The sequence below is a fragment of the Aquiflexum sp. genome, assembly GCF_977115555.1.
On record NZ_CDSBKL010000017.1, the window covers coordinates 1 to 24314 of the forward strand.

Sequence of the window (24314 nt, forward strand, 5' to 3'; positions counted from 1 at the left end):
TAAGTCTTGCACCGGGACAAAGTGAATCTGTTTCCACTTCTTATACGGTAACACAATCAGATTTAGATAAAGGTTTTGTGACCAATAAAGCAACAGCTTCGGGTGTTTCAATAAATGATGATCCTTTAGAAGAAAGTGATGAGTTTACGGTAGAAGCTTCCGGAAATCCCGGTATTGAAGTATCAAAAACAGCTGATTCTAGCACTTTCTCAGAAATCGGTCAAGTCGTTACTTATACCATTACAGTTAAAAACACAGGCAATATCACTCTTACCAATCTTGTAGTAAATGATCCTTTGACCGGTCTAACTCAGGTAATCCAAAGCATTGCCCCAGGTCAAACCATTACCATCAACACCGAATATATTGTCCAGCTTAAAGACCTGACTGCAGGCTCGATTACAAACAATGTGTCCGTAACCGGCAAATCGAAAGACGGCAACGATGTTGGGGGAGATGATTCTGTGACTATCGGCGCATCTTCCACTCCAATAGACGCCATTGATGATGACATGGGCGAATATCCTGTTGATTATGGAGGGGTTTTAGGCAATTTATTGACCAACGATCTATTGGACAACAAGCCTGTGAACTACACAGATGTCAACTTTGAATTCATAGATTTGGATGGAATTGTCGGTTTGTTAATAGATGAAAACGGCGAACTCAGTCTAATCCCAGGCTTAAATGAAGCAGGCGAATACAGATTAAAATATATTCTCCGTGAAGGGTTGAACCCAACAAACAGCGATGAAGCATTCGTGATATTCAAACTATTGGAAAATGATGTTGACCTTAAGGTTACCAAAACCTCTAATGGCATCGAAATCTATGAAGGTGACGAGTTCGAGTACGAAATCGAGGTTCGCAACATTGGAAAAACAGATGCTACGAATGTTGTTATTGTCGATAACCTTCCAAATGGTGTTTCCTACATTGGCACTACCATTGTCGAAAGCAATCCTTCTATAGCAGTAGAAACTAATGTCAATGGATCAAAAATCACCTATTCCATCCCATTGTTCCCTGCAGGTTCAAAATTATTGATCAAAATCAAGGTAAGGGCAAATGAAATAAACAGCGAAAAAGCCCTTCCGATCACAAATATTGTGGTGGTTTCCTCTGATGAGGAAGACACCAACTTGGACGACAATTCCGATTCGGATGTAAACCAGATCAATCCATTCTTTATCCCAACCGTCATCACTCCAAACGGAGACGGTCTCAATGATAGATTTGAAATCATGGGATTGGGCAAATTCGAAAGCAATGACATTGTTATTTTAAATAGAAACGGAGACCATGTCTTTGAAAGTAAAAACTATGAAAATGATTGGTCTGCAGAAGGATATGTTGCCGGAACCTACTTCTTCGTCATGAAATCCATTGACCGACAGGGGAAACTTCATGAGTTCCAAGGTTGGATCCAAGTAATAAAAAGATAAGCCCTAGTAGTTATTTAATTAAAAAAATCAAACAGTCGAAATGAATCTGATTATGAGAAAATTTTTGATAATAGCAATTCTCGCATTGCTGACAGGCTTATCCGCATTGCCTTTGCAAGCCCAAAATTCCTTACTAAGGTATGCGGACAAACAATATGAACTGGAGAACTACAGCCATGCGGCCTCGCTTTACGAGCAGGCCCACGACCGTAAGCCCAATTATGAAAATGCCCAAAAGGCAGCTTTGTCTTTCCAAAAAATCCAGCAATACGACAAAAGCTTCGAATGGTGGAGAACAACAATCGGCTACGAGGAAGCTACAAGGGAGGATTTTTTAAATTACCTGATGTCGGCGATGAAGGCAGAAAACGGTGTGACTTCCCAAGAACTTCTTGCCGGAAGTCCTTTCAAGGAATCTGCATTCCCTGAAATTGACTTCGCCAAAATCAGGGAACTGAACAATAAAAAAGCAAATGTAAAACTGGTACAACCCAAAGGAATCAACAGTGATGGCTCAGACTTCAGGATCACAGAAGACATTGAAGGCAATAAATATTTCACTAGCGACAGGGGTTCGGTTTATCCTTCCGAAAAACCTGCAGTACGTTTGGATGCCAAAAGCAATGTTTTCAGTGAAGAAAAAAGTGACCTTAACGACAGAGAATTTTTTGGGATTTACCGTTATTCCAACAGTGATGACCTGGAAAAAATGACTTTTGATGTACCGGGAGGCTTGGTTTATTCAGATCCAACCTTGATGGAAAGCAAAAACATACTTTTCTACACTACTTTCAGAAACATCAGGAAAGTCAAGAAAACAAGGGAATTTGAAGTCAATCCGGAGATCTATTTCAGCAAAATAACAGCAGACGGCACACTTTCTGAAACGAAGGCTTTCCCTCTCAACAATGCCACCGAATATGGGGTAATGCATCCCTTTATTGATGAAAAAGGCAAAAGAGTATATTTCGCCTCTGACATGCCCGGTGGTTTTGGAGGATTTGACCTCTATTATGTGACCTATGACGATGGTCTCAATTTTGGCAGTCCTGTCAATCTTGGCTCAAGTGTCAATACCAAGGAAGATGAAAGCCATCCTTTTATCATGGGAGAAAAATTCCACTTTTCTTCCAAAGGCCATCCCGGTTTAGGCGGCATGGATATTTTTCAGGCAACTTTTAAAGATGAGTTCTTTACAAATGTTGAGAATATGGGAGTGCCATTTAATTCCCCAAGAGACGATTTTGGATATTTTATCACTTCAAAAGGCAAGAGATATCTTTCTTCTGATAGAAAAGGCGGAATGGGAATGGACGACATTTACCTAATAGAAGACCTGAATAAATATCTTCTTGCCAGGGTGATTGATTGCAATGGAAACATCATTTCTGAGGAATTTGAAACAACCTTGACCGTTAGAAATCAAAATGAAAACCTACCGACAACAAGAGGTACAAAATCCGAGTTGCTGGGCGATGTGCTTCCTGAAACAGATTATAACCTGACAATCAGCAAAAGAGGCTATTTCAAAATTCATGACAATGAATTAACGACCAAAGGACTTCAGGGAGATACCCTTAGAAGAGAATACAGACTCGCTCCCATCCCTTACAATATGCCTGTATTTGTAGATATCGTGTATTACGATCTTGACAAATCACAGATCAGGGAAAATGCCCAACCTACCCTTGACAAAATCGCTGATCTGATGAAAAGATACAGCTTTATCGATCTCAAAGTAGGTTCTCACACTGATTCAAGGGCAAGTAAGGAATACAATGAGGCTTTGTCCGAAAGACGGGCCGATGCTGTCAGAGACTATCTTGCAAAATTCGATATTCCGGAAAGCAGGGTGAAACTTGATTGGTTTGGCGAAGAGAATCGCACCAACGACTGTGGTGACGGAGTACCTTGCCCTGAGACTGAGCACCAACTGAACAGAAGAAGTGAATTGGTCCTTGAAGCTTTCCCTGACAAAAACATCGACTACGACCTTCCTTCCGAATTGCTTGGAAAAGACATCTGTGATCCTGCTGCACTATTTTCAGCTCTGAACCATGATGTCCCGACCATTTATTTTGACTTTGACAAGGCTAATCTTAGACCCGTCCACAAGACAGAACTGGAACGCCTAGCACTTTTCCTTCAGCGAATGAGAACCCTAAACCTTTCAATCGAAGGCCATACAGATCAGCGTGGCAATGAAGAATACAATATGAAACTCTCCGAACGCCGGGCAAAAGCTGTCATGGATTACCTGATTAAAAGAGGGGTTGAAGTAGACAGAATGAGCAGCGAATGGCTAGGCAAAACAAAACCTGTTCATGACTGTGGCGCGGTGCCTTGTACCGAAGCCATGCATCAATTGAACAGGAGAACGGAATTACATCTCAAGTAAATTTTATAAGTTCTTATTTTTTTAGCTTTAATTGAAGAGTTATTCGAAAGAAAAAGAGTCTCCTTCTGGGAGACTTTTTTTGTTTTAAGGATTATTTAATTCTATTTTTTCAATACTCCATTTACTTTGAAACTCAGATAACTTTTTGACCAAGGAAAGCGGTTAAAAAAATCTATCCACTTTTCCACCGACGGTTATTCATAAAACCCCAATTCAATTAGTTTCGAATCCCTAAACCAAATTGACTGATGAGAAAAATTTACCTGATATGTTTCCTTACCTTTTTTGTGGGTTCAGCCATTGGGCAGGAACTTCATACAAAAGGCAACTATGAGCTTGCCGCAAGGTTTTCACCTGAAAAACTGAAAAAAATGATTTTCTCCATTGATGTGGACGCGCATTGGCTGAAGAAATCTGACCGGTTTTGGTACCAATATGAAACCACATCCGGAAAAAATTGGTACATCGTTAACCCAGTTACCAAAAGCAAAACCCAGCTTTTTGACAAAGACAGGGTGGCAGCAGAAATCTCCAAAATCGTCAAAGATCCCTTTGACGGTCAGCACCTGGACATCAGTGACCTGAAATTTTTAGAAGATGAAAATACCATCCAATTCAAAATAAAAAGCACACAGGATGTGCTAAAAAAAGATTGGGCAGAAATCAAAGCCAAAAACAAAAGCGCCAAGGATTCTCTCGAAAAGAAGACTTTTGTGTTTCGTTTTGACCTCACCAACCAGCGGCTCATCGAAGTCAAAGATCCGGAAGAAGATGCCAAAAGACTTGCCTGGGCCAATATAGCTCCTGATTCCTCCAAGATCGTATTTGTAAAAAATGAGAATCTCTACTGGATGGATAAAGCAAATTTCAAAAAAGCCATCAAGGATGAAAAAGACAGTACCATTGTAGCAACCCAATTGACTACCGACGGAGAAAAAGACTTTGGCTATGGTAGTGGTTTTGGACGGGGAGATGACAATGTGGAAGAAGAAAAAAAGAAAAATGACAGAAAACGCGCAAATGTGCTTTGGTCAGCGAATTCCGGAGAATTTGTATTGATCCGAACCGACCAAAGAGAAGTGAAAGACCTTTGGGTGATTCACAATACCCGTGATCCAAGACCGACCTTGGAAACCTACAAATATTCCATGCCCGGAGAAAAAGAACAGCCGATCTCCTACCTTATGCATTATTCTTTTGGCACTGGAAAAATGTCCACCCTAGAAACAGCCACTTTCAAGGATCAGACATTGGGACTTTGGTCACAAAGTTTACCCGAATCGGCAAGGGATGATGAATTCAAACCTGTTAAGTGGCTAGGAGATGAGAACTTTTTCTACTTTTCGATTACTTCAAGGGATTTGAAAAAAATCGATATCTGCAGGTGGAACATCAAAGAAGGCAAGAAAGAAGTTTTGATTGAAGAAAGGAGCAATACCTATATCGACATTACAAAACCCGAAATAATTACCAACGGAAATGAAATTATACATTGGTCAGAGCGTGACGGTTGGGGACATTTCTACCTGTATGACACCAAAGGAAATTTAAAAAGACAACTGACATCAGGACCCTTTCATTCTGAAAATATCGTTCGTGTAGATGAAAAAGGCAGATTCCTTTATTTTACTGCCAATGGCAAAGAAAAAGGTGAAGATCCCTATTATGAGCATTTGTACAAAGTCAGCCTCAATGGTGGTGCCATTTCTTTGTTGAACCCAGGTGATTTCAACCACAGCACCTCGATGAATGACAAAGCCACATTCTTTGTCAACAACTATTCGAGGGTGAATACAACTCCTGCTTCCGGACTTTTTGACGCCTTAGGCAAAAAGGTGATGGATCTCGAAACCGCTGATCTTTCTTCACTCTTTGCAGCAGGATATCAATTTCCCGAAACTTTCAAAGTCAAAGCAGATGACGGAATCACAGATTTATATGGGGTGATGTACAAGCCTTTTGATTTTGACAGTACAAAATCCTATCCGATTATCGAATATGTGTATCCGGGTCCACAGACTGAAGCAGTCAACAAATCTTTTGGAAGGTCAATGGACCGAATAGACCGTTTGGCTCAGTTCGGCTTTGTAGTAGTGACCGTAGGTAACAGAGGCGGACATCCCGGAAGGTCAAAGTGGTACCATACCTATGGCTACGGAAACCTGAGAGATTATGGTTTGGCAGACAAAAAAGCCACCATTGAGCAGTTGGCAGACAGACATTCTTACATTGATAAATCAAGGGTTGGTATCCATGGACATTCAGGAGGAGGTTTTATGTCCACTGCAGCGATATTGGTCTATCCGGATTTTTTCAAAGTAGCAGTATCTAGTGCAGGTAACCACGAAAACAATATCTATAACCGATGGTGGTCAGAGAAACACCATGGAGTCAAAGAACAGATTTCACCAAAAGGGGATACTACTTTCGTCTATCAGATAGAAAAAAACCCGGATCTAGCTAAGAACCTGAAAGGAAAATTACTTCTTGTAACAGGGGATGTGGACAACAATGTCCATCCGGCAAACACAATCCGCATGGCAAATGCCTTGATCAAGGCAAATAAAAGATTTGACTTTATCATCCTACCGGGTCAGCGGCATGGATTTGGAGACATGACAGAATATTTCTTCTGGAGAATGGGTGATTACTATGTGCAGCATCTTCTAGGAGACAACACTCCTCCACCTGTCGATATGTTGGAAGTGCAAAGGGAAAAAGCCCAGACCAAATAAAAAAATCACATCACACCTAACCGGAATTATAAACCAAAGGAATCAGGTATGGACCTGATTCCTTTGGTTTTTTTAAAATTTTATACCAAAACATAAACCTAAAGGGCGCATTTTGGTGTTAGCACATAAAACATTTTCTATTTTTAAATTCAAATTATCTATAAACCGAACTAGCATGAAAAGAAAATCAACAGCCGTATGGCAAGGAACAGGCAAAGAAGGCAAAGGTCATCTGTCCTCCCAATCAGGTGTCTTAAACAAAACCCAATATTCATTTTCCTCCAGATTTGAAGATGGAATCGGAACCAACCCTGAGGAGCTGGTAGCTGCTGCCCACGCAGGATGTTTTGCCATGAAATTGAGTTTTAACCTTTCTGGAGCTGAATTTCCTCCGAAAGAACTACACGTAGACGGTATCATTACTTTGGAAGAAGGGACAATCAAACAATCAAAGCTTATCCTTACCGCCAAAGTGGATGGTATTTCTGAAGAAAAGTTCGCCGAATTGGTTAAGGATGCAGAGAAAAACTGCCCGATTTCAAAATTATTAAATACAGAAATCGTAGTAGAATATACCCTGAATTAAACATGGGTAAAAGAAATCTTGTCCCGCATGTTTCTCAATTTCGGATTATAGCAGACCTGAAAATTGAAGAGACATGTGGGATTTTTTTTATTTTTTTTCTCTCGAGGGTGCTGAGGATACCAATTTGGCAATAACCACCGCAGGATACAATATTCCAAAAGTCGATAAAAAAACTGACAACATTTTTGCACTTGTGCTACCCGGAAGTATGTCCCCAAATCCTACAGTAGTCACACAGACCAAACTGAAGTAAATAAATTTTCCAAAATCACGGTCCTGTCCCTCAAAAATCAAATCCCCCGCAATTGCATTTCCATTTGACAGTTGTATCAATTCAAATCCAAAAGAGCCCATCATTGCCACAAGAAGGTATACATTGATGGCGCCGATAACTCTAAAGCGATTGACTTCTTCATCCCTAAACAACAACCTGAAATTTATAACAGTGAAAACCAAGAGATTGAGAAGAATGACAACCCTTTCTTCAAAATAAAATTCATGGGGATTATCGCTGAATCTGATCATTCTTAAGATCATATGAATCACCACCAAAATAGCCGCAATGATAAAAAATTTCTTCTCTCTTGCGGAAAACATCCCTATTACAAAAAGCATGATAAACATGGTATTAAGAAAATAGGTAGAATTCTCTCTATGATCGATCAATATCGGCAGAAAGAAAACCGTAAATAAAAGCATCCCAAGTAAAGTGATAAATGAGGCATCAGACTCCCAATATCTTTTTGACTTTTGAAGAATTCCATTCATTTAAATCAGTCTTTAAGTAGAAAAACTGACAAAATGTAATGGATATTTTTGAATTACAAAAGTGTGAAGCATCGAATGTTCCTTTTCAACTTCTTCAAAAAAGAATCCCGGACTTTCAGCCGGGATTCTGAATTTATGCTGCATTTCTTGCTGCATTGATGATACCAAACATTGTCCGCAAAATCAACTTTTGCAAAACCGGATCATCCACTCCATTTTCAAGCATGGTCTGGATGGCATATTGCTGGATGGTGATAACCGGAAGCACTATTTTTTCGCGGATAGCAATGGATTCCTTAGAAGTGGTATTGTCCTGAAGCAAGGTATCCATTCCCGACACTTCAAGGAGCATCTGTATTGATCTCTGGTATTCCTCAAACATCAGGTTCCAAAGGTCACTGTATTTCGGATTTTCCTTCAGGTAGGCAGTGGATTTATAAAATGATTTTTCTAAAGACTGCATCGAATTTCCCAATAAAGCCCTAAAGAAAAGAGAATCATCGTACAGTTTTCTTGCCTCTGAAAATTTACCTTCTTTTTTTAAAGCTTCGAGAGAAGCTCCTACACCAAAGAACCCAGGGATATTCTGTTTCATCTGAGCCCATGACCCCACAAAAGGAATCGCTCTTAAATCCTCAAACTTCAATCCGCTATCTTTCCCTCTTTTCAAGGGACGGGAACCAATATTCACTTGTCCAAAATATTTTAAGGGTGTTACATGCTCCAGATAAGGCAGGAACTGAGGGTGGTTTTTGAAGTCCCTATAAAATTGATACGAAAAATCAGCCATCTGATCTATCAAAGCCCGTTGATCAGAATTGAGTGTCTTTTCAGAGGAAGGATAAAGTTCATTTTCAATCCCGGCACATAGCAGCTGCTCCAGATTATAGGTACAGGAGACTGGCTTTCCATAATTAGACGAAATGGTCTGTCCTTGGATGGTGACTTGGATTTCCTCGTTTTCAACATGCTGACCAAGGGATGCATAGAAATTATGCATGTTTCCTCCTCCTCTGGCAGGAGGTCCTCCTCGACCATCAAAGAATACTACGCTGACATCATTCAATCTAGACACTTTGGTAAGTTCCTCTTTGGCAAGCAAGATAGACCAATTGGCCCGGATATAGCCACCGTCTTTGGTTCCATCCGAAAATCCCAACATGATTGTCTGTTTTGACTTCCTACTTTCCAAATGCTTGCGATAGGCATCGTTTTGATACAATTGCTCCATGATGATCGGCGCCTGAGCAAGGTCATCAATGGTTTCAAAAAGCGGGACAATGTCCAAAGGAAGTGTATCTGAATCTTTACCAAGTGTCAATTGTGCCAATTTGAATACTTCCAAAACATGTAAAGCGGATTGGCAATTGGATATGATATACCGATGGAGACCATCCTCCCCATTGTTTTTTTGGACTATTTTGATCGCATCAAAACTTCTCACCATATCCTGATGAAACTCGTCTTTGAGGGAAGATGCCTCAGGAAGACTTTCTACTTCCTGGACAAAGGTGATTTTTTCCTCTTCGCTCAACTTGTGATAGGCCTGAAGGGCTTCTTTTCCAATCTGATTCTCGATGATTTCATCCCAAAGTCCATCGTGCTTTCGGCTGTCCTGACGAACATCCATATTGGCAAAATGAAAACCGAATATTTTTACCTTCAATATAAACTCGTCCAACTGCTCCAAAAACAAGCCGTCATGGAATTCAATAAGGGCTTTTCTAGCCTCCATCAAATCAGCAATCAGCTCCTCCTTAGAACGATAAAAGTTTTGGTTGTCGAAAAGAGAATCAAAAAGTCCATTTTCAATCTTCAGCATGATCGGCTCGACATTCTTGAAGGTCAGTCTTCTTTTGAGTTTTCTGACATCCCTATAATAACACCTTACAATCCATTTTTGCAGTTTTTCGGCAACTTTCACTGTTGTGTCATGGGTAACAAATGGATTACCGTCTCGGTCCCCTCCGGGCCAGAAGCCGACTTTCAATAATCCGGGGTTATCCCACTCATCAATAGGAATATCGAGGCTATTCAATAATCTCATTAGGATATCAGGAATGCTTTGATAAAAAACATTCACTAGAAACCAAACCAAACTTACTGCCTCATCTAGTGGCGTGGGTTTGTCTTTATTGATAAAACCGGTTTTACCAAGTTGTTGCAAAAGCAGGTTGATGTGGCCAAGGTTATTATCACGTATGGCTGTCTCAAGATCGGTGATTATCCCAAGGACATTACCGGGATAAAACTGTGTCGGGTGGGCAGTCAAGGTCAACCTGACGGAGAAGTTTTTCAATTTTTTTATCAAAGCCTCCCGCTTTCTGTCATTGTCCACACGGGCGATCAATGCATTGACACTCCCCTTGCCTTTGATATCATGAATTTTTTCAAAGGCGGCATCCTCAATGGAATCAAACAAGACCACTTGTCTTTCCACATATTGAACCATCTTAAAAAGTAAAACATGGCGTTCCTGCTCAGAATTATTCGCCATCATTTCATTAAAAAATCCTTTTATGATTTCTATAGGGGTTTTGTCCTGATCGAATCCTTCCTGACATTTGCTGGATAATATAGGAAGCAAAGTCCCGGTTCGATAAATATCACTAAAGGGAAGGTCCAAAAAAAGACTGTTATAAATCGTGAATCTTTTGGATACCTCTGTTTGATAATTGTTCTTTGGCATAATCGGATCAATAGGTTTATTGGATGTGAATTTAGTAAAAAATAACAATTCAGGACAGTTTTCGACTTAATCACTAATAAAAACCTGTTTTCATTAATTTTTCTTTAAAGAAAAAGCAATTAATTTTAAAATCTATCAATAACCTGACAGCTTAATTCCAAAGGAAACCAAAAACGAAAACTCTATTCAGGAAATAATTCGTATTTTGGAAGCAAATAATTTAAAATTAAATAATTCAGCGTTTATGATTACAGCTGTCATTTTTGGTTTTGTTTTTGCCTTGATTGTTCCTTTTTTCAGTAATTATTTCAAAAAAGCAATTCCAGTTTTATACCCCCTGCTTCCGCTGTTTTTGTTCATTTACTATTTTCGTTTTCTGGGTGAAATCAAGGAAGTAGGACACTTACTCTTTACTTATAAATGGGTTCCAAGTATCGGAATAGACCTTTCCTTTAGGCTTGATGGTTTATCTTTGCTTTTTGCCTTGATGATTACAGGGATAGGCACTTTGGTTTTTGTCTATACAGCAAACTACCTCAAAGGGCATGAGTACCTAGACAGGTTTTATGGTTATCTGTCGATGTTTATGGCTTCGATGCTTGGTGTGGTCTTGTCAGATAACCTGATGACGATGTTCATTTTTTGGGAGTTGACCAGTATCAGTTCTTATTTCCTAATCGGATTCAACAATGAGGATCCTGCTTCCAGAAAGTCGGCCCTCACAGCCCTTAGCATTACAGGATTTGGGGGTTTGGTGATGCTCTCTGGAATAATCCTGTTACATGCAGTTGGGGGAAGCTACTCCTTTACAGAATTACTGAATTCCTCAGAGATTATCAAAAACAGCAGTTCTTATGGCTGGATAATTGGTCTTTTGTTTATCGGGGCATTTACCAAATCAGCACAATTTCCCTTTCATTTTTGGCTTCCCGGTGCGATGAAAGCACCAACCCCTGTGAGTACTTACCTCCACTCCGCCACGATGGTAAAAGCCGGTATTTATCTTTTGGCAAGATTTACACCGCTTTTGGGGGATACTTTTTGGTGGAACAGCACCTTAATAACCGTCGGAGCGGTGACGATGGTGTATGCAGCCATACATTCTATCCTTAGGATAGATTTAAAGGGCATTCTTGCCTACTCCACGATTTCAGCTTTGGGAATCTTGGTGTTTCTGATAGGAATCGGAACCGAAAAAGCGCTTTTGGCGGCTGGAATTTTCATTCTTGCACATGCCTTGTATAAGGCAGCGCTTTTCTTAGTCACAGGTATTATCGACCACGAAACCGGATCCAGGGATGTCAGCAAGTTGGCAGGTTTGCAACAAGTAATGATGCCTGTGGCGGTGGCCGGATTTATCGCCGCTCTTTCCAGCGCCGGAGTTCCTTTTTTATTGGGATTTATAAGTAAAGAAGTCATGTACGAGGCGACTTTACAATTTGGCGATTGGGCAATAATACTCACGATTTTAGCGGTTTTGACAAAAGTCCTTCTATTGGTCGCGGGATTTTGGGCAGGTATCAAACCATTTACCGGTAAACTTCCTTCAGAATTCAGCAATGCCCATTTACCTTCTCCCTTGCTATGGATCCCTCCTCTCCTTCTGGGAATTTTGAGTTTAGGCTTCGGTATTTTCCCTTCCTTGATTGGGGAGTCATTGATCCAGCCGGTTTTCGAAAGCATTTCAGGATCTGCCAAAGTGATTCCGCTCAAACTTTGGCATGGCTTCAACTTGGTCTTGTTGCTCAGTATTTTGACCTTGGTGACAGGGGGCCTACTTTATTGGCTTTTGAAACCTTCCAAGGAATTGTTCCAAAAGACTCTACGCTTCGAATCAATCTCTCCCCAAGTTATCATTGAAGGAGCAGGTGCATTGTTTGGATCATTTGCTGGACTATGGACTAGATTTTTCCAAAACGGCTATCTTAGAAATTATGTTATCACCATTCTGGCATTTCTGACTTTGCTGATGGCTTACCGCTTATTCGGGGAAGTCAATATCTACATTGATTGGGATCAAATTTCGGCAGTTTCACATTATGAGATTATCGTGGTCGTTTTGATGATCATTTCAATCATTTTTGCCATTTCCACCAATTCAAGGACAACTTCAATTGTGGCATTAGGCGTAGTGGGATTTGCAAACTGTCTGTTTTTCCTGTTTTATTCTGCACCGGATCTGGCCATGACACAGTTTTCTATTGACTCACTTACTGTCTTGCTATTTATGCTAGTCCTTTTCAAACTCCCGAAAAACAAATCATTCTCTTCCAAAAGAATGAAAATCAGGGATGCCCTGCTCTCTCTTTTGTTCGGAACCTTGATTGCTATCTTGACTTTGGAGGTATTTGAGGAACCCTCTTCCTCAGAAGTCTCCAAATACTTTGCAGACAATGCCTACATCCTTGCCAAGGGTCGAAATGTCGTCAACGTGATTTTGGTAGATTACCGGGGTTTTGATACCATGGTTGAAACTGTGGTCTTGGTGATAGCTGCGGTAGGCGTTTATAGCTTGATGAAACTTAATCTCAATCCCTCCAAAAAAGGCTTATGAAATCATTAATATTCAGAACTGCATCCACTTATTTGCTACCGCTTCTGTTGTTGTTTTCAATTTTTATTTTGTTGCGTGGCCATTACCTTCCGGGAGGAGGATTTGTAGGCGGACTGATGGCATCGATTGCTTTTTTAATCCACTCATTTGCTTTTGGATTAAAAGAAACCCAACATATTATCAGGGTAAATCCCGGGTTTTTGATGCCAATTGGGCTTGTTTTGGCAGTTGGAGCTGCTATCGCACCATTCTTAGTGGGCGCCCCAATACTCAAAGGATTATGGTTTGAAGAACCTTTCAGATTTATAGGAATGGTAGGTTCTGCGCTTTTTTTTGATATTGGAGTTTACCTAGTTGTCATTGGTGCAACCCTCACCATCATGTTTTCAATTACCGAAACTGTTTGATATGGAAATATTGCTGGTAATCATCATAGGTTTACTTCATGCGGGCGGTCTTTACATGTTGCTTCGCAGAAGTATGTTTAAAATGATCATTGGACTGATTTTATTGGGAAACGGGGCCAATCTCCTCATTTTTCTTTTGGGAAGATTAGTCAAAGGAAAACCTCCGGTCATAGAAGACGGTATGAAAGTATTTGCTGATATCTATGCAGATCCTTTACCGCAAGCTTTGGTTTTGACAGCTATAGTGATTGGATTTGGGCTTCAGTCCTTTGCAATAATATTGATAAAAAGGGTGTACAATGTGCTCAATACAGATGACCTGGATGAGCTTAACTCAACGGATGAAGAAATATGAGTAATTCGATGATAGTATTGCCCATTATTTTCCAGTTTATAGCCGGAACAATTCTGCTGTTCTTTTGGAGGAAAACAACTATCCAGAAAATACTCAGCATCCTATTCTCTATCATTGGCTTAGGCATCAGTATCTGGTTGTTTTTGCTGGTTTGGGAAAACGGAATCATGGTCACCCAATCAGGTGATTGGAAAGCGCCGTTTGGAATCAGCTTTGTCGCTGACACTTTCGGAGTGACCATGGTATTGTTGTCCTCTATTTCAGGCCTTGCAGTTTCCATTTTCTCCGCAGGAAGCATGAGAAAAGAAAGGCTGGAATTCGGATTTTTCCCCATATTCCACTTTCTCATCATGGGACTGCAGGGAGCATTTCTCACAGGAGATATTTTCAACCTGTATGTATGGTTTGAAGTAGTGATCATCGCCTCTTTTGTGCTTTTGACATTGGGTGGGAAAAAATCACAACTGGAAGGCGCCATTAAATATGTATCACTTAATCTTCTGGCATCCACCTTGTTTTTGGTCGGAATCGGCTTTATTTATGGATTGACCGGTTCGCTCAACATGGCCGATGTAGCCATCAAGCTTGATGATCTTCAAAACCGTGGCTTGGTAAGTGTTACCGCTGGTATTTTTCTGGTTGCCTTCGGTATCAAATCTGCCATCTTCCCGATGTACTTTTGGTTGCCTGCGTCCTACCACACCCCCCCTCCTGCTGTCTCTGCCATCTTTGCAGGCTTATTGACCAAATTGGGCATCTATGCCATGTTGAGAACATTTACACTGATGTTTGGTGGCGATGAATTCATGGGGGACATCATGGTCATCCTTGCTGCACTCACCATCCTTTCGGGTGGATTGGGTGCTTTGTTGCAGCAAAATATGGGAAAGATTTTCGGGTACCTCATTGTTTGTCATATTGGGTTCCTGATAGCCGGATTAGGAATATACACTGAATTGGCTATCATGGGCACTGTATTCTATTTGATCCATGATATCATCGTCAAAACAAACCTCTTTATGGTTTCTGGATTGATTCTCAAAATCAATGGCACGCAGGATATCCGTGAGCTTGGAGGAATGTACAAAAACTTTCCTCTCCTGTCATTACTGATTGCAATCCCCTTGTTTTCCTTGGTTGGCATCCCTCCTCTTTCCGGATTTTGGGCCAAAATCTTCCTCATTCAGGCAGGCTTGGAGACGAAGGACTTTATCCTTATAGGATTTATTGTCCTGGGAAGTTTTCTTACCTTATGGGTGATTGCAAGGTTATGGTCTGAGGTTTTTTGGAAAAACGGCGTGGAATTACCTAAAAAAGCAAATGGGCTTTATTTCAGTCAAATGCCAAAAACTGATCAATGGCTTATGGTATTTCCTATTGTATTGCTATCCGGGATTTCAATATATATTGGTTTTGGTGCTGAAAACATCATTTTACTTTCCCAAAGGATCACATCAGAACTCATGAATCCTTCAGATTATATTGAAGCTATATTGGGACTTAAAACCTTGACTCCATGACTAAATCTCTGTTTTTGAGTAATTTGATTTTGGCCATCATTTGGGTTTTGGCCACAGGAACTTTGACGGAAGAAAACTTTCTTTTTGGATTTTTTATCAGCTTTGCGATTTTATGGATCATCACTTTCAAAAAAGAAGAAAGGAAATATTTCACTGCGATTCCTAAGCTATTTGGTTTTGGATTATTTGTAATTTGGGAAATCGTCAAAGCCAATCTCCAATCGGTGAAGGAATCGTTTTATCCTAAATCAAAAATAGAACCTGCAATAGTAAAAGTCCCTCTCGAAGCAAAAACAGATTTAGAAATTACTTTATTGGCCAATATCATCTCTGTCACTCCGGGCACCTTGATTATGGATGTATCGGACGATAAAAAGGTAATATACGTCCACGTGATGCATCTTTTGGACAAGGATGAATTTATAAAAGAAATCAAACAAAAGTTTGAAAAACCTTTATTGGAATTAATGCGATGAGCCTACACGACTATTTAAATTGGGTCATTATCCCAATCCTTGGGTTATCAGTGATTTTGGTTTTTATCAGGTTTCTGAAGGGACCTAGTCTTCCTGACAGGGTTATAGCCTTAGATATGCTGATTTTGATTTCTATCTGCATCATCGCTATTTATAGCATTCAAGCTACCCAAAGCACATTTCTAGATATTGCCATGCTATTTGCTTTGATAGCTTTCCTGAGTACAGCTGCATACGCATTTTATTTGGAACAAAGAGAAAGAAAATGAAAGAAATACTCATTATTATATTATCAACCTTTGGTGCCTTGTTTATCCTTTCTTCGTCCATAGGTTTGTTGAGGAAGCCTGATGTTTATATGAGGATTTCAATTACAGGAAAAGCCTCCACTTTGGGTATTAGCCTGATTTTGGCATCCTCGGCATTATTCTTTTATGATTATTCTGTAACTACCAGAGTTGTCGCTATCATTTTCTTTGTATTCCTCACCACCTCCATTGGTGGACACATGTTGGCAAGGGCTGCTTACTTTACAAAAACTCCCATTTGGACAGGTACCAAGACAGATGAGCTTGCCGGTCAATATGACCCCGTAACTCATGAATTATACAGTGAAAAACACAATTCTTCCATCAAACCTGAGAAATCAGAAAAAGACCTTTAATCATGAGAAAAATAACCTATTCGCTGTTTCTTCTAATCATCCTATTTATGACCTATTCTTGCGATGAATCTCCACAGGAAGAAAAAATCGAGCCTGTTTATTCCTTTCTATTGGGAGCTTATACAGATTCCGAAGACCAAGGTATCGGCTTGCTCACTTTCAATCCCGAAAAAAACATTCTTCAAACCCAAATATTGGCTGCCGGAGCTTCGAATCCCTCTTTTGTTATCAGTAACAGGGCCCAGACTTTGGTGTTTGCGGTAGAAGAAATCGGAGGTGAAAATGGAGGGAAAGTAAAATCCTTTAAGTTTGACAGGCAAAGTAACACTTTGGAATTATTGGACACTAAAGATACTTTTGGTGATCATCCATGTTATTTAAGCCTTGATGCCAAAGGAGAAATTTTGGTTGTCGGGAATTATTCAGGAGGAAATTTTTCTGCCTATAAAATCAATGAAGGGATTTTAACCCATATCCAGACCTATCAGCACGAAGGACAAAGCATCAATCCTGCCAGACAAGAAAAAGCCCATGTGCACAGTACAGTCTTCCACCCAAACGGCAAACAATTGTTGGTGGGGGATTTGGGAACTGATAAGATCCACCTCTATGATTTCAACCCTACTTTTGCGGTCCCTTTCAATAATTCAGATCCCGGTTATTTGGAAGTCGCAGCCGGTGCAGGTCCCAGACACTTGGCTATCCACCCAAGTGGCAGTCCTGTATACTTGATACATGAAATGACCGCCGAACTTGGAGTCTATAGCTATGATTCAGGCAAAATGTCCAACATTCAGGTTTTGCCTTTGACTGGAGATGATTTCGTAGGCAATGTCGGAGCTGCTGAAGTAAGGATTTCTCCAGATGCTAAATTTGTATATGCCTCCAACAGAGGTGATGCCAATGAAATTACTGTATTTGAAATTGGGAAAACCGGTGAATTGACTTTTGTTGAAAGAGTCAAAACAGGCGGCGAAAATCCAAGAAACTTTGTAATAACCAGTGATGGAAAATTTCTTTTGGTAGCAAACCAGAGTTCAGATTCAATAATCGTTTTTGAGAGAAGCTTAAAAACGGGAAAGCTGAAAAAAACCGGAGCCGAAACGAAATTCCATAAGCCGGTTTATTTATTTGGATTAGATTAAACCCTCATATTGGGCTGAAACCAGAATTTTTCATCACTAAAATTTTAAATTTAATTGGAATTATTTTAAAAAACTTTTAAAATAATTTAACTCATTCGTTTAATATGTAAAAAGTATCCTTAAATTTGACGAAATATTAATTCAATACAATTTATCATGAACACAGGAAAAGTTAAGTTTTTTAATGAGTCCAAAGGATTCGGTTTTATCGTTGACAATGAGTCTTCTAAAGAGTATTTCGTTCACATCACTGGTTTGATCGACGAAATCAGGGAAGATGACGAAGTTACTTTCGACCTTAAAGAAGGTAGAAAAGGCCTAAATGCAGTGAATGTAAAGGTAGTTTAATCTATATACAACCCATTGACATCTAGTGAAATTAACCCCGAGCAATCGGGGTTTTTTTTGTCCTTTATTTCCTAAACTTAAATCCCCCAACTTTCTAATCCGTACCTGATTTCTCCTCTATTAATTATCAAAGGAGAATCAATGTTGTTATGATACAACTGACCTGTTCCCAATCCTTGGGGAATAGTAACATCATAAGTAGATGTAAACTGCGCAATTGCATTCAGCCCAATGTTACTTTCCAAAGCTGATGTCATCCACCAACCGATTCCCAAAGAAGATGCTAAGTCAATCCATTCTCTACAGGATGAGATGCCTCCGACCAAAGTTGGCTTGAGAATGATGTACTGAGGCCGGATGGTTTCGAGTAATTTCTTTTTATCCCTGTAATCATGGATCCCTATCAATTCCTCATCCAAAGCTATCTGCAACGGGGATGAGATACACAAGCTTTGCATTGCTTCAAGCTGACCTTGTCGGATAGGCTGCTCAATGCTGTGCAAATCAAATTCATGTAAAATTTTCAGTTTGCCCAAAGCGTCTTCAGGCGAAAATGCACCATTGGCATCGACCCTAAGTGTTACCTGATCTGCGCTGTACTGCTTTCTGATATAACCCAACAACTCGCATTCCTGCCCAAAATCGATGGCACCGATCTTCATCTTGATACATGTATAGCCTTCCGCAAGTTTCTTGTCAATCTGATCAAGCATAAATTCCTTCTCCCCCATCCATATCAAACCATTTATGGGGATGGGTTTCGCTTCATTATAAAAAGGAGTATCAAAAATCTTCTTTTGTCCACCATGAAGCAGGTCAAGCAGTGCTGTCTCCATTGCAAACCTGATGCTTGGATAATTTTCAGGAACATGGCTTTTTACCCAATCCAATATCCCTTGTTCACTCGCAAAGACTGAAGATCCGGAAAGCCTTTTACAGATATTTGACAATACCTCTTCAAAATCCGGCAAATCGTCGATACTTAATTTTGGCAACGGAGCGGCTTCTCCCCAACCAACAACCTCAGGCTCATCTCTCAAAATCGCTTGGAGGAGAAAGGTTTTTTTATCTTTCAATATCCCACGGGAAGTTCCTGCTTCAAACTTGAATCTCAACAAATGAGACTGAAATGAAAAATGAATATCTTTTAAAACTCTTTCCATATGGTATATATTTGCGGTTCGGTTCTGAAAATCACCCATGGCAAAACTTAGTACAATTGAGGATATTAAATTATCTGATTACGAATATACCCTTCCGGAAGAAAAAATCGCAAAATTCCCACTTGAAAACAGGGCTGATTCTAAGCTAATCCAATACCTATCAGGAAATATCTCCCATCACCGTTTTTTTGAAATTCCCAAATTCATTCCTGAAGGGAGTATGATGGTATTCAACAATACAAAAGTAATCCCTGCGAGGTTGATTTTTCAGAGAGAATCGGGAGCGAAAATAGAGATTTTCCTTTTGAAACCCATTCATCCCAGTTCGGTCATCAGTGAAGTCATGGTCAATACCTCTTGTGTTATCTGGGAAACTTTCATAGGGAATCTGAAAAAATGGAGAGAAAATGAAATCCTACAAGGGCAAATTACCATTCATGGTAAAACAGAAATCATCAATGCCAGAATAGTCAATCGAAGTGAAAAACAGGTGGAATTTACTTGGACAGGTACCAATATCCCATTTGTGACGATAGTGGAAGCAGCAGGTGAAGTCCCGATTCCTCCATATCTCAACAGGAAAGCCACTATTGAAGACAGAACAAGGTACCAAACTGTCTATTCCAAAAAGGAAGGTGCAGTCGCTGCACCGACTGCAGGACTTCATTTTACAGATGCTGTCTTACAAGATCTCAAGGAAAAAGGGGTGAAAGAAGAATTTTTGACACTTCATGTCAGTGCCGGTACATTTCAGCCTATCAAAGAGGAGCAGGTTGCTTTTCATCCGATGCACAGCGAACAGATGGTTTTTGACTTGGAGACGATCCAAAATCTTGCCAACCATAAAGATAAAATCATTGCAGTAGGGACCACTTCTATGAGGTCTCTTGAAAGTTTATATTGGTTTGGGGTAATGGTGAAACTTGAGGGAAAAACTTTGTTTGAAATCCCTAAACTTTATCCCTATTCTGACTTTGAAATATTGCCTGAAAGAAGAGAGAGTTTCAGTGCAATTTTGGAATATATGAAGGAAAAAGATCTGAATGAGATAACCGGATCCACTGAAATAATGATCATGCCGGGATATGATTTCAAAGTATGTGATGCATTGGTGACAAATTTCCACCAACCCTCCTCTACTTTGATTCTTTTGGTAGCTGCATTTACGAAGGGGAACTGGAGAAAAATATACAACGAAGCTTTAAAAAATGACTATAGGTTTTTGAGTTATGGAGACAGCAGTTTATTATGGGGAAATTGAAATGATACAAAATCAATCTCCCCCGCTTGACCCAAGTTTTTTAATTCCGTTGATCAGGTCTTGAAAATAAGTCCTTCCCACCGGCACAGAATCATTCCCTATTATGACTTCTCTAGGATTGATACTTTTGATTTCATCCAAGCGGACTATATAGCTTTTATGGATTCTGAAAAACTCTTCAATAGGAAGTACAGATTCAAATTCTTTCAGGATGTTTCGAAGGGAAAAAACCTGAGTCCGGGTGACAAGGGTTGTATAATTACCATCTCCTTTAAGCCACAGGATATCTATCCACTTTACTTTAACAAGATTCCCTTTGTTCCGGATAAAAAGGCCATCCTTAATTAAAAAGCTTTCAACATTTCCATTTGAATTTTCATCTGCCGGATGCCAACCATTCTCAATTTTGATTTCTTTGAATACTTCCTTCATTACCTAAGTCATTTGATCGTCTTAGTAAAACAACATCTTGTTTTAAAGAATTGTTTTGATCGAAAAACAAATCAAATTGAATCAGATTCGTTGATGGTTTTGGTGTTTTTTCGGATAATCTGATCCAGGTCCTCCGCCAATACTTTCATATAAGAAAGGTATTTTTGATTTTCTTTATCTAACTGCTTTTTATCCATTAATTCAAGCAAACCAAGAATAGAAGACAATGGAGACCTTAAGACGATCGATTGGGAATATAAAATCTCTTTTAAGACATGATTTTGTTCCTTAAGTCTTCCAAGAATAGCATGACTATCGTGGATGTCCTTATTGGTGTAAATGAACCCAATAACTTTTTTATTCAGGTTTCTAATAGGAAAAAAGTCATGTTTAAACAACCTCTCTTCCATAGTTTCTACATAAAAAATCGGTTGTTCAAATGATATGTGTTTTCCGGCAATGATGTCTTCGAGGTTGGACAGTACTTTCTCTTCCATCCCGGGAAGTAAAAAATGGAGGAACTTCTGACCTTCTTTTAATTCCTTGTCAGAATATTTTCTTACTTGGTCTAAGGCCTTGTCATTGAATCTCATCATTCTCAAATCCTGACTCATCAAAAAATAACTTTGGTCTGAATTATTCATAATCGTATCCAAAGTAGAATCCAGACGTCCAAGTTCGTGGCCTAGTAGCTGAACTTCTGACACATCTTTAAAATAGATATCCATCCAACCAATTCTCGGATGGATGATAATCTGATACCACCTGCCGCTTTCAGAAATAAAATCCTCAATGACCGTAATAGATTCTGATTCTTTGGCCTTTTTAAACTGCAAAGCATACTCATAAATCTTGGGGTCAGGAAAAACTTGCCAGATCTTCTTATTGATAAATTCATTCATAGAAGTTCCGAAAAATGATTCAGCAAGTTTATTGGCAAATTGGATTTCCCAATCACTGTTCAACTGAAAATAAATATCAGAATCTACATTGACCTGATATCCAATTTCATTCGAAAGATACTCTGATTCATTCTTGACGCTCCCTACACCCAAAATTCCCAGAAAATCACCTTCGGGGTTTTTTAAAACTGAAAATTCCCAAGAAACCAAGCTGTTAAAAAGACTCTGGGAATAAAGAACTACATCATTTGGTTTACCGATCAATTCCGAAATAAGAGGTTCTATTTCTTCCTTTTGGAATTCATTGAATAATTCAAAAAAAATCAGACTCTCAATATTTCCTAAGCTAAAAAATTCTCGAAATCTGGGATTAGAATGGATTACATCTCCTTCCAAATCCAATACACTCACCAAAAGGCTATTCGAATCCTTAAGGAAAGAAGGCAGCAATTCCTTTATTTCTTTGATTTGAACCATTGGGATTTGAAACTTTGGGGTGATCTTGTGACGAAACTGCGAGATGAATCGATCTTTTTTAAAGGACCGCAATATACTCATTTCCCAAAAAACATAAACCAAATGGATTAAAAAACTGAAAATCAATACACTATAAAAGATTTAGGAAAAGTGAATATTCATTAATAAACTTCATTTTAATTTATAGAAATCACAATAAATTACTTAGAAATTATTTCTGTAGTATTTAAAAAAAAATTGTATTAAATAACAATTTTCCTTTACAAACTACCCATTTTAATTCATGAATTAAGTTCATTCAATCATATCATTGAGGGCATTTCTTAAAATGATTAATCCATTTCCTCCAAAAACGATGGCATTTAGCTAAAAAAATCAGCAGGTCAAGTCTTCAAATATCTAAGAAAGACATGATTCTATAATTTCCTCGAGGAAAATGGAACATATTAATTTTTATCAATTATATTTTTCTGATTGAAAGTCAATGGCTTAATCAGTCCCTCATCAATTCACGACTCTTAGCTGTCATATAATGATATTCCAGTTTTGTTTATCTAATGAATTATCATTTATATTTGCATCTCTTAAATCAAAAAAGAAGCCTAGGTTTAAGAAAGGTTAAAAAGAGAGTTGGGTGAGTGGCTTAAACCAGCAGTTTGCTAAACTGTCGTACGGGTAATTCCGTACCGGGGGTTCGAATCCCCCACTCTCTGCAAAGGAAGAAAAGAATCCTTTATTTCGGGGTGTAGCGTAGCCCGGTATCGCGCCACATTTGGGATGTGGAGGTCGTAGGTTCGAATCCTGCCACCCCGACTTATTATTGATGCGCACGTGGCGAAATTGGTAGACGCACTGTCTTCAGGTGGCAGCGCCCTTGGGTGTGGAAGTTCGAGTCTTCTCGTGCGCACAAAAACAAAAAAGAGGCTTTTAAGCCTCTTTTTTGTTTTTGACCTTTCTGACCAAGATTTTCCAATAATTTTCTTTTTTCTCATTTACCGGAAATTTATCACCAAGCAGATAGCCAAAAGGTTCCAAAGACGGAATACGGTCAAGGGTGATTTTTAGCACACCCATCAGTGGAATAAATAAAATCATTCCTGAAACACCCCATAAGCTTCCTCCAACCAAAATTGCCAATATCACTACCATTGTATTGACCTTAACTTTTGAACCTACTATCACAGGTGTAATCAAATTGTTTTCTGTCAATTGAATAATCCAAAGCACAAACATGGTGAAAATCGGATAAAACAGGCTATCTGTTGTCAACAAAACATAAAGTACTACCAAAAGAGAGCTAATGATTACCCCTATATATGGAATCAGGTTCATTACTGCAATCAATACTGCAAAAAGCACAAAGTATTTGATCCCTATAAAATAAAAAAATATTCCGGACATGACCGATACTATACCGGTGACGATCGTCATTCCCACCAAATAAGACTGAATGACTTTGCCGGAATCTTGGATCCAAGTCAAAATGGAATTATTATCATCTCCGGATATTTTTTTGAAAAACTCCATAAAAAAATCAGTGTAATAAAGCATCAAAAAGATAAATAAGGGAATAATTCCAACAAGCGCCAAGGATTTTCCAGTTTCTAAAAGGGTCGCATTGAGGTTTGAGGGAGTGATGAAATCACTTATCCCAGGGATCGTTTCTGTATCCATACCAACAAGACCAGCAAGGTCTGTAAAGTAGGTAGAAATCTTGGTATTGAATGAATCACTGATTTCAGGTATTTCCAAAATTAAATTGAAAACTTGATTGAGTAGGGTATAGAAAACCAATAGAGCAATGCCTGAAATCAAGAAAATGGTCAAAAAAATGGCAAAACCTCTGGGAAGTCTTTTTTCCTCAAACCAATTTGAAATAGGATATAAGGAAAATGAAAAGAAAACACCCCAAACCAAAGGGATTATTATAAATGAACCTACCTTCAAAATACAAAATACTGTCACAACAATAAAAAGTGTATAGGATTT

General features: G+C 39.2%; 20 protein-coding genes and 3 tRNA genes. 17 read left to right on the forward strand and 6 right to left on the reverse strand.

The window, feature by feature from the left end; all coding sequences use genetic code 11:
* The 4 genes from ACZFYI_RS02095 to ACZFYI_RS02110 all read left to right on the forward strand — a co-directional run.
* On the forward strand, positions 1-1445 hold a 1445-nt coding region (locus ACZFYI_RS02095; RefSeq protein ID WP_462522469.1), incomplete at its 5' end, for a DUF7507 domain-containing protein.
* Between the two features lie 52 nt (positions 1446-1497).
* Positions 1498-3843, forward strand: coding sequence for an OmpA family protein (locus ACZFYI_RS02100; RefSeq protein WP_462522470.1), 2346 nt, complete (start codon positions 1498-1500; stop codon positions 3841-3843).
* A gap of 248 nt (positions 3844-4091) precedes the next feature.
* A complete protein-coding gene (locus tag ACZFYI_RS02105) occupies positions 4092-6578 on the forward strand; it encodes a S9 family peptidase (RefSeq protein ID WP_462522471.1) in 2487 nt (828 codons plus the stop codon).
* Between the two features lie 175 nt (positions 6579-6753).
* Positions 6754-7164, forward strand: a complete 411-nt coding sequence (locus tag ACZFYI_RS02110; RefSeq protein ID WP_462522472.1) for an OsmC family protein — start codon at positions 6754-6756, stop codon at positions 7162-7164.
* An 87-nt stretch (positions 7165-7251) separates the two neighbouring features.
* Here the strand turns inward: ACZFYI_RS02110 and ACZFYI_RS02115 are convergent, their stop codons facing one another.
* Both ACZFYI_RS02115 and ACZFYI_RS02120 read right to left on the reverse strand, forming a co-directional pair.
* Entirely contained in the window at positions 7252-7932 is a 681-nt protein-coding gene (locus tag ACZFYI_RS02115; protein ID WP_462522473.1) for a potassium channel family protein, read from the reverse strand.
* Between the two features lie 133 nt (positions 7933-8065).
* Positions 8066-10621, reverse strand: coding sequence for a phosphoenolpyruvate carboxylase (locus tag ACZFYI_RS02120; protein WP_462522474.1), 2556 nt, complete (start codon positions 10619-10621; stop codon positions 8066-8068).
* A gap of 244 nt (positions 10622-10865) precedes the next feature.
* On the opposite strand from ACZFYI_RS02120, the gene ACZFYI_RS02125 reads away from it, so the two are divergent.
* The 9 genes from ACZFYI_RS02125 (at position 10866) to ACZFYI_RS02165 (ending at position 18090) form a co-directional block, all read left to right on the forward strand.
* Positions 10866-13175 (forward strand): putative monovalent cation/H+ antiporter subunit A, encoded by a 2310-nt coding sequence (locus tag ACZFYI_RS02125; protein ID WP_462522475.1) that lies wholly within the window; start codon positions 10866-10868, stop codon positions 13173-13175.
* Positions 13172-13582 carry a Na+/H+ antiporter subunit B gene (locus tag ACZFYI_RS02130; protein WP_462522476.1) on the forward strand — a complete coding sequence of 137 codons (411 nt, stop codon included), beginning with the start codon at positions 13172-13174 and terminating at the stop codon, positions 13580-13582. Before ACZFYI_RS02125 ends, ACZFYI_RS02130 begins: the two co-directional genes overlap by 4 nt.
* Position 13583: 1 nt before the next feature.
* A complete protein-coding gene (locus tag ACZFYI_RS02135) occupies positions 13584-13937 on the forward strand; it encodes a Na+/H+ antiporter subunit C (protein ID WP_462522477.1) in 354 nt (117 codons plus the stop codon).
* Positions 13934-15457 (forward strand): proton-conducting transporter transmembrane domain-containing protein, encoded by a 1524-nt coding sequence (locus ACZFYI_RS02140; protein WP_462522478.1) that lies wholly within the window; start codon positions 13934-13936, stop codon positions 15455-15457. The genes ACZFYI_RS02135 and ACZFYI_RS02140 overlap by 4 nt, the downstream gene beginning before the upstream one ends.
* Positions 15454-15933 carry a Na+/H+ antiporter subunit E gene (locus ACZFYI_RS02145; RefSeq protein ID WP_462522479.1) on the forward strand — a complete coding sequence of 160 codons (480 nt, stop codon included), beginning with the start codon at positions 15454-15456 and terminating at the stop codon, positions 15931-15933. The genes ACZFYI_RS02140 and ACZFYI_RS02145 overlap by 4 nt, the downstream gene beginning before the upstream one ends.
* On the forward strand, positions 15930-16202 hold the full coding sequence (locus ACZFYI_RS02150) for a monovalent cation/H+ antiporter complex subunit F (protein WP_462522480.1): 273 nt from the start codon (positions 15930-15932) through the stop codon (positions 16200-16202). Before ACZFYI_RS02145 ends, ACZFYI_RS02150 begins: the two co-directional genes overlap by 4 nt.
* Complete coding sequence (gene mnhG / locus ACZFYI_RS02155; RefSeq protein WP_462522481.1) at positions 16199-16597, forward strand: monovalent cation/H(+) antiporter subunit G; 399 nt, start codon at positions 16199-16201, stop codon at positions 16595-16597. The genes ACZFYI_RS02150 and mnhG overlap by 4 nt, the downstream gene beginning before the upstream one ends.
* A 2-nt stretch (positions 16598-16599) precedes the next feature.
* Entirely contained in the window at positions 16600-17742 is a 1143-nt protein-coding gene (locus ACZFYI_RS02160) for a lactonase family protein (RefSeq protein ID WP_462522482.1), read from the forward strand.
* A 156-nt stretch (positions 17743-17898) separates the two neighbouring features.
* A complete protein-coding gene (locus tag ACZFYI_RS02165; protein WP_009032438.1) occupies positions 17899-18090 on the forward strand; it encodes a cold-shock protein in 192 nt (63 codons plus the stop codon).
* Positions 18091-18167: 77 nt separating this feature from the next.
* Here the strand turns inward: ACZFYI_RS02165 and ACZFYI_RS02170 are convergent, their stop codons facing one another.
* Positions 18168-19253, reverse strand: a complete 1086-nt coding sequence (locus ACZFYI_RS02170) for an o-succinylbenzoate synthase (RefSeq protein ID WP_462522483.1) — start codon at positions 19251-19253, stop codon at positions 18168-18170.
* 37 nt (positions 19254-19290) lie between these two features.
* Here ACZFYI_RS02170 and ACZFYI_RS02175 point away from each other — a divergent pair, with 37 nt between their 5' ends.
* Complete coding sequence (locus tag ACZFYI_RS02175; RefSeq protein ID WP_462522484.1) at positions 19291-20514, forward strand: S-adenosylmethionine:tRNA ribosyltransferase-isomerase; 1224 nt, start codon at positions 19291-19293, stop codon at positions 20512-20514.
* 12 nt (positions 20515-20526) lie between these two features.
* On the opposite strand, the gene ACZFYI_RS02180 is transcribed toward ACZFYI_RS02175, so the two are convergent.
* Positions 20527-20946: a LytR/AlgR family response regulator transcription factor gene (locus ACZFYI_RS02180; RefSeq protein WP_462522485.1), complete on the reverse strand. Its 420-nt coding sequence runs from the start codon at positions 20944-20946 to the stop codon at positions 20527-20529.
* A gap of 71 nt (positions 20947-21017) precedes the next feature.
* Positions 21018-22325, reverse strand: a complete 1308-nt coding sequence (locus ACZFYI_RS02185) for a PAS domain-containing protein (protein WP_462522486.1) — start codon at positions 22323-22325, stop codon at positions 21018-21020.
* 624 nt (positions 22326-22949) lie between these two features.
* On the opposite strand from ACZFYI_RS02185, the gene ACZFYI_RS02190 reads away from it, so the two are divergent.
* From ACZFYI_RS02190 to ACZFYI_RS02200, 3 genes are all read left to right on the forward strand, one after another.
* Positions 22950-23038, forward strand: a tRNA-Ser gene (locus tag ACZFYI_RS02190).
* 26 nt (positions 23039-23064) lie between these two features.
* A tRNA-Pro gene (locus tag ACZFYI_RS02195) sits at positions 23065-23138 on the forward strand.
* Between the two features lie 12 nt (positions 23139-23150).
* A tRNA-Leu gene (locus ACZFYI_RS02200) sits at positions 23151-23232 on the forward strand.
* A gap of 20 nt (positions 23233-23252) precedes the next feature.
* Here the strand turns inward: ACZFYI_RS02200 and ACZFYI_RS02205 are convergent.
* The coding region (locus tag ACZFYI_RS02205) for an AI-2E family transporter (RefSeq protein WP_462522487.1) at positions 23253-24314 on the reverse strand (1062 nt) is incomplete at its 5' end.

What these genes read in the sequence shown, in the direction of transcription:
- ACZFYI_RS02100 (WP_462522470.1), top strand. Translation starts at nt 1,498, where the DNA reads ATGAGAAAATTTTTGATAATAGCAATTCTCGCATTGCTGACAGGCTTA.
- ACZFYI_RS02105 (WP_462522471.1), top strand. Translation starts at nt 4,092, where the DNA reads ATGAGAAAAATTTACCTGATATGTTTCCTTACCTTTTTTGTGGGTTCA.
- ACZFYI_RS02110 (WP_462522472.1), top strand. Translation starts at nt 6,754, where the DNA reads ATGAAAAGAAAATCAACAGCCGTATGGCAAGGAACAGGCAAAGAAGGC.
- ACZFYI_RS02115 (WP_462522473.1), bottom strand. Translation starts at nt 7,932, where the DNA reads ATGAATGGAATTCTTCAAAAGTCAAAAAGATATTGGGAGTCTGATGCC.
- ACZFYI_RS02120 (WP_462522474.1), bottom strand. Translation starts at nt 10,621, where the DNA reads ATGCCAAAGAACAATTATCAAACAGAGGTATCCAAAAGATTCACGATT.
- ACZFYI_RS02125 (WP_462522475.1), top strand. Translation starts at nt 10,866, where the DNA reads ATGATTACAGCTGTCATTTTTGGTTTTGTTTTTGCCTTGATTGTTCCT.
- ACZFYI_RS02130 (WP_462522476.1), top strand. Translation starts at nt 13,172, where the DNA reads ATGAAATCATTAATATTCAGAACTGCATCCACTTATTTGCTACCGCTT.
- ACZFYI_RS02135 (WP_462522477.1), top strand. Translation starts at nt 13,584, where the DNA reads ATGGAAATATTGCTGGTAATCATCATAGGTTTACTTCATGCGGGCGGT.
- ACZFYI_RS02140 (WP_462522478.1), top strand. Translation starts at nt 13,934, where the DNA reads ATGAGTAATTCGATGATAGTATTGCCCATTATTTTCCAGTTTATAGCC.
- ACZFYI_RS02145 (WP_462522479.1), top strand. Translation starts at nt 15,454, where the DNA reads ATGACTAAATCTCTGTTTTTGAGTAATTTGATTTTGGCCATCATTTGG.
- ACZFYI_RS02150 (WP_462522480.1), top strand. Translation starts at nt 15,930, where the DNA reads ATGAGCCTACACGACTATTTAAATTGGGTCATTATCCCAATCCTTGGG.
- mnhG (WP_462522481.1), top strand. Translation starts at nt 16,199, where the DNA reads ATGAAAGAAATACTCATTATTATATTATCAACCTTTGGTGCCTTGTTT.
- ACZFYI_RS02160 (WP_462522482.1), top strand. Translation starts at nt 16,600, where the DNA reads ATGAGAAAAATAACCTATTCGCTGTTTCTTCTAATCATCCTATTTATG.
- ACZFYI_RS02165 (WP_009032438.1), top strand. Translation starts at nt 17,899, where the DNA reads ATGAACACAGGAAAAGTTAAGTTTTTTAATGAGTCCAAAGGATTCGGT.
- ACZFYI_RS02170 (WP_462522483.1), bottom strand. Translation starts at nt 19,253, where the DNA reads ATGGAAAGAGTTTTAAAAGATATTCATTTTTCATTTCAGTCTCATTTG.
- ACZFYI_RS02175 (WP_462522484.1), top strand. Translation starts at nt 19,291, where the DNA reads ATGGCAAAACTTAGTACAATTGAGGATATTAAATTATCTGATTACGAA.
- ACZFYI_RS02180 (WP_462522485.1), bottom strand. Translation starts at nt 20,946, where the DNA reads ATGAAGGAAGTATTCAAAGAAATCAAAATTGAGAATGGTTGGCATCCG.
- ACZFYI_RS02185 (WP_462522486.1), bottom strand. Translation starts at nt 22,325, where the DNA reads ATGGTTCAAATCAAAGAAATAAAGGAATTGCTGCCTTCTTTCCTTAAG.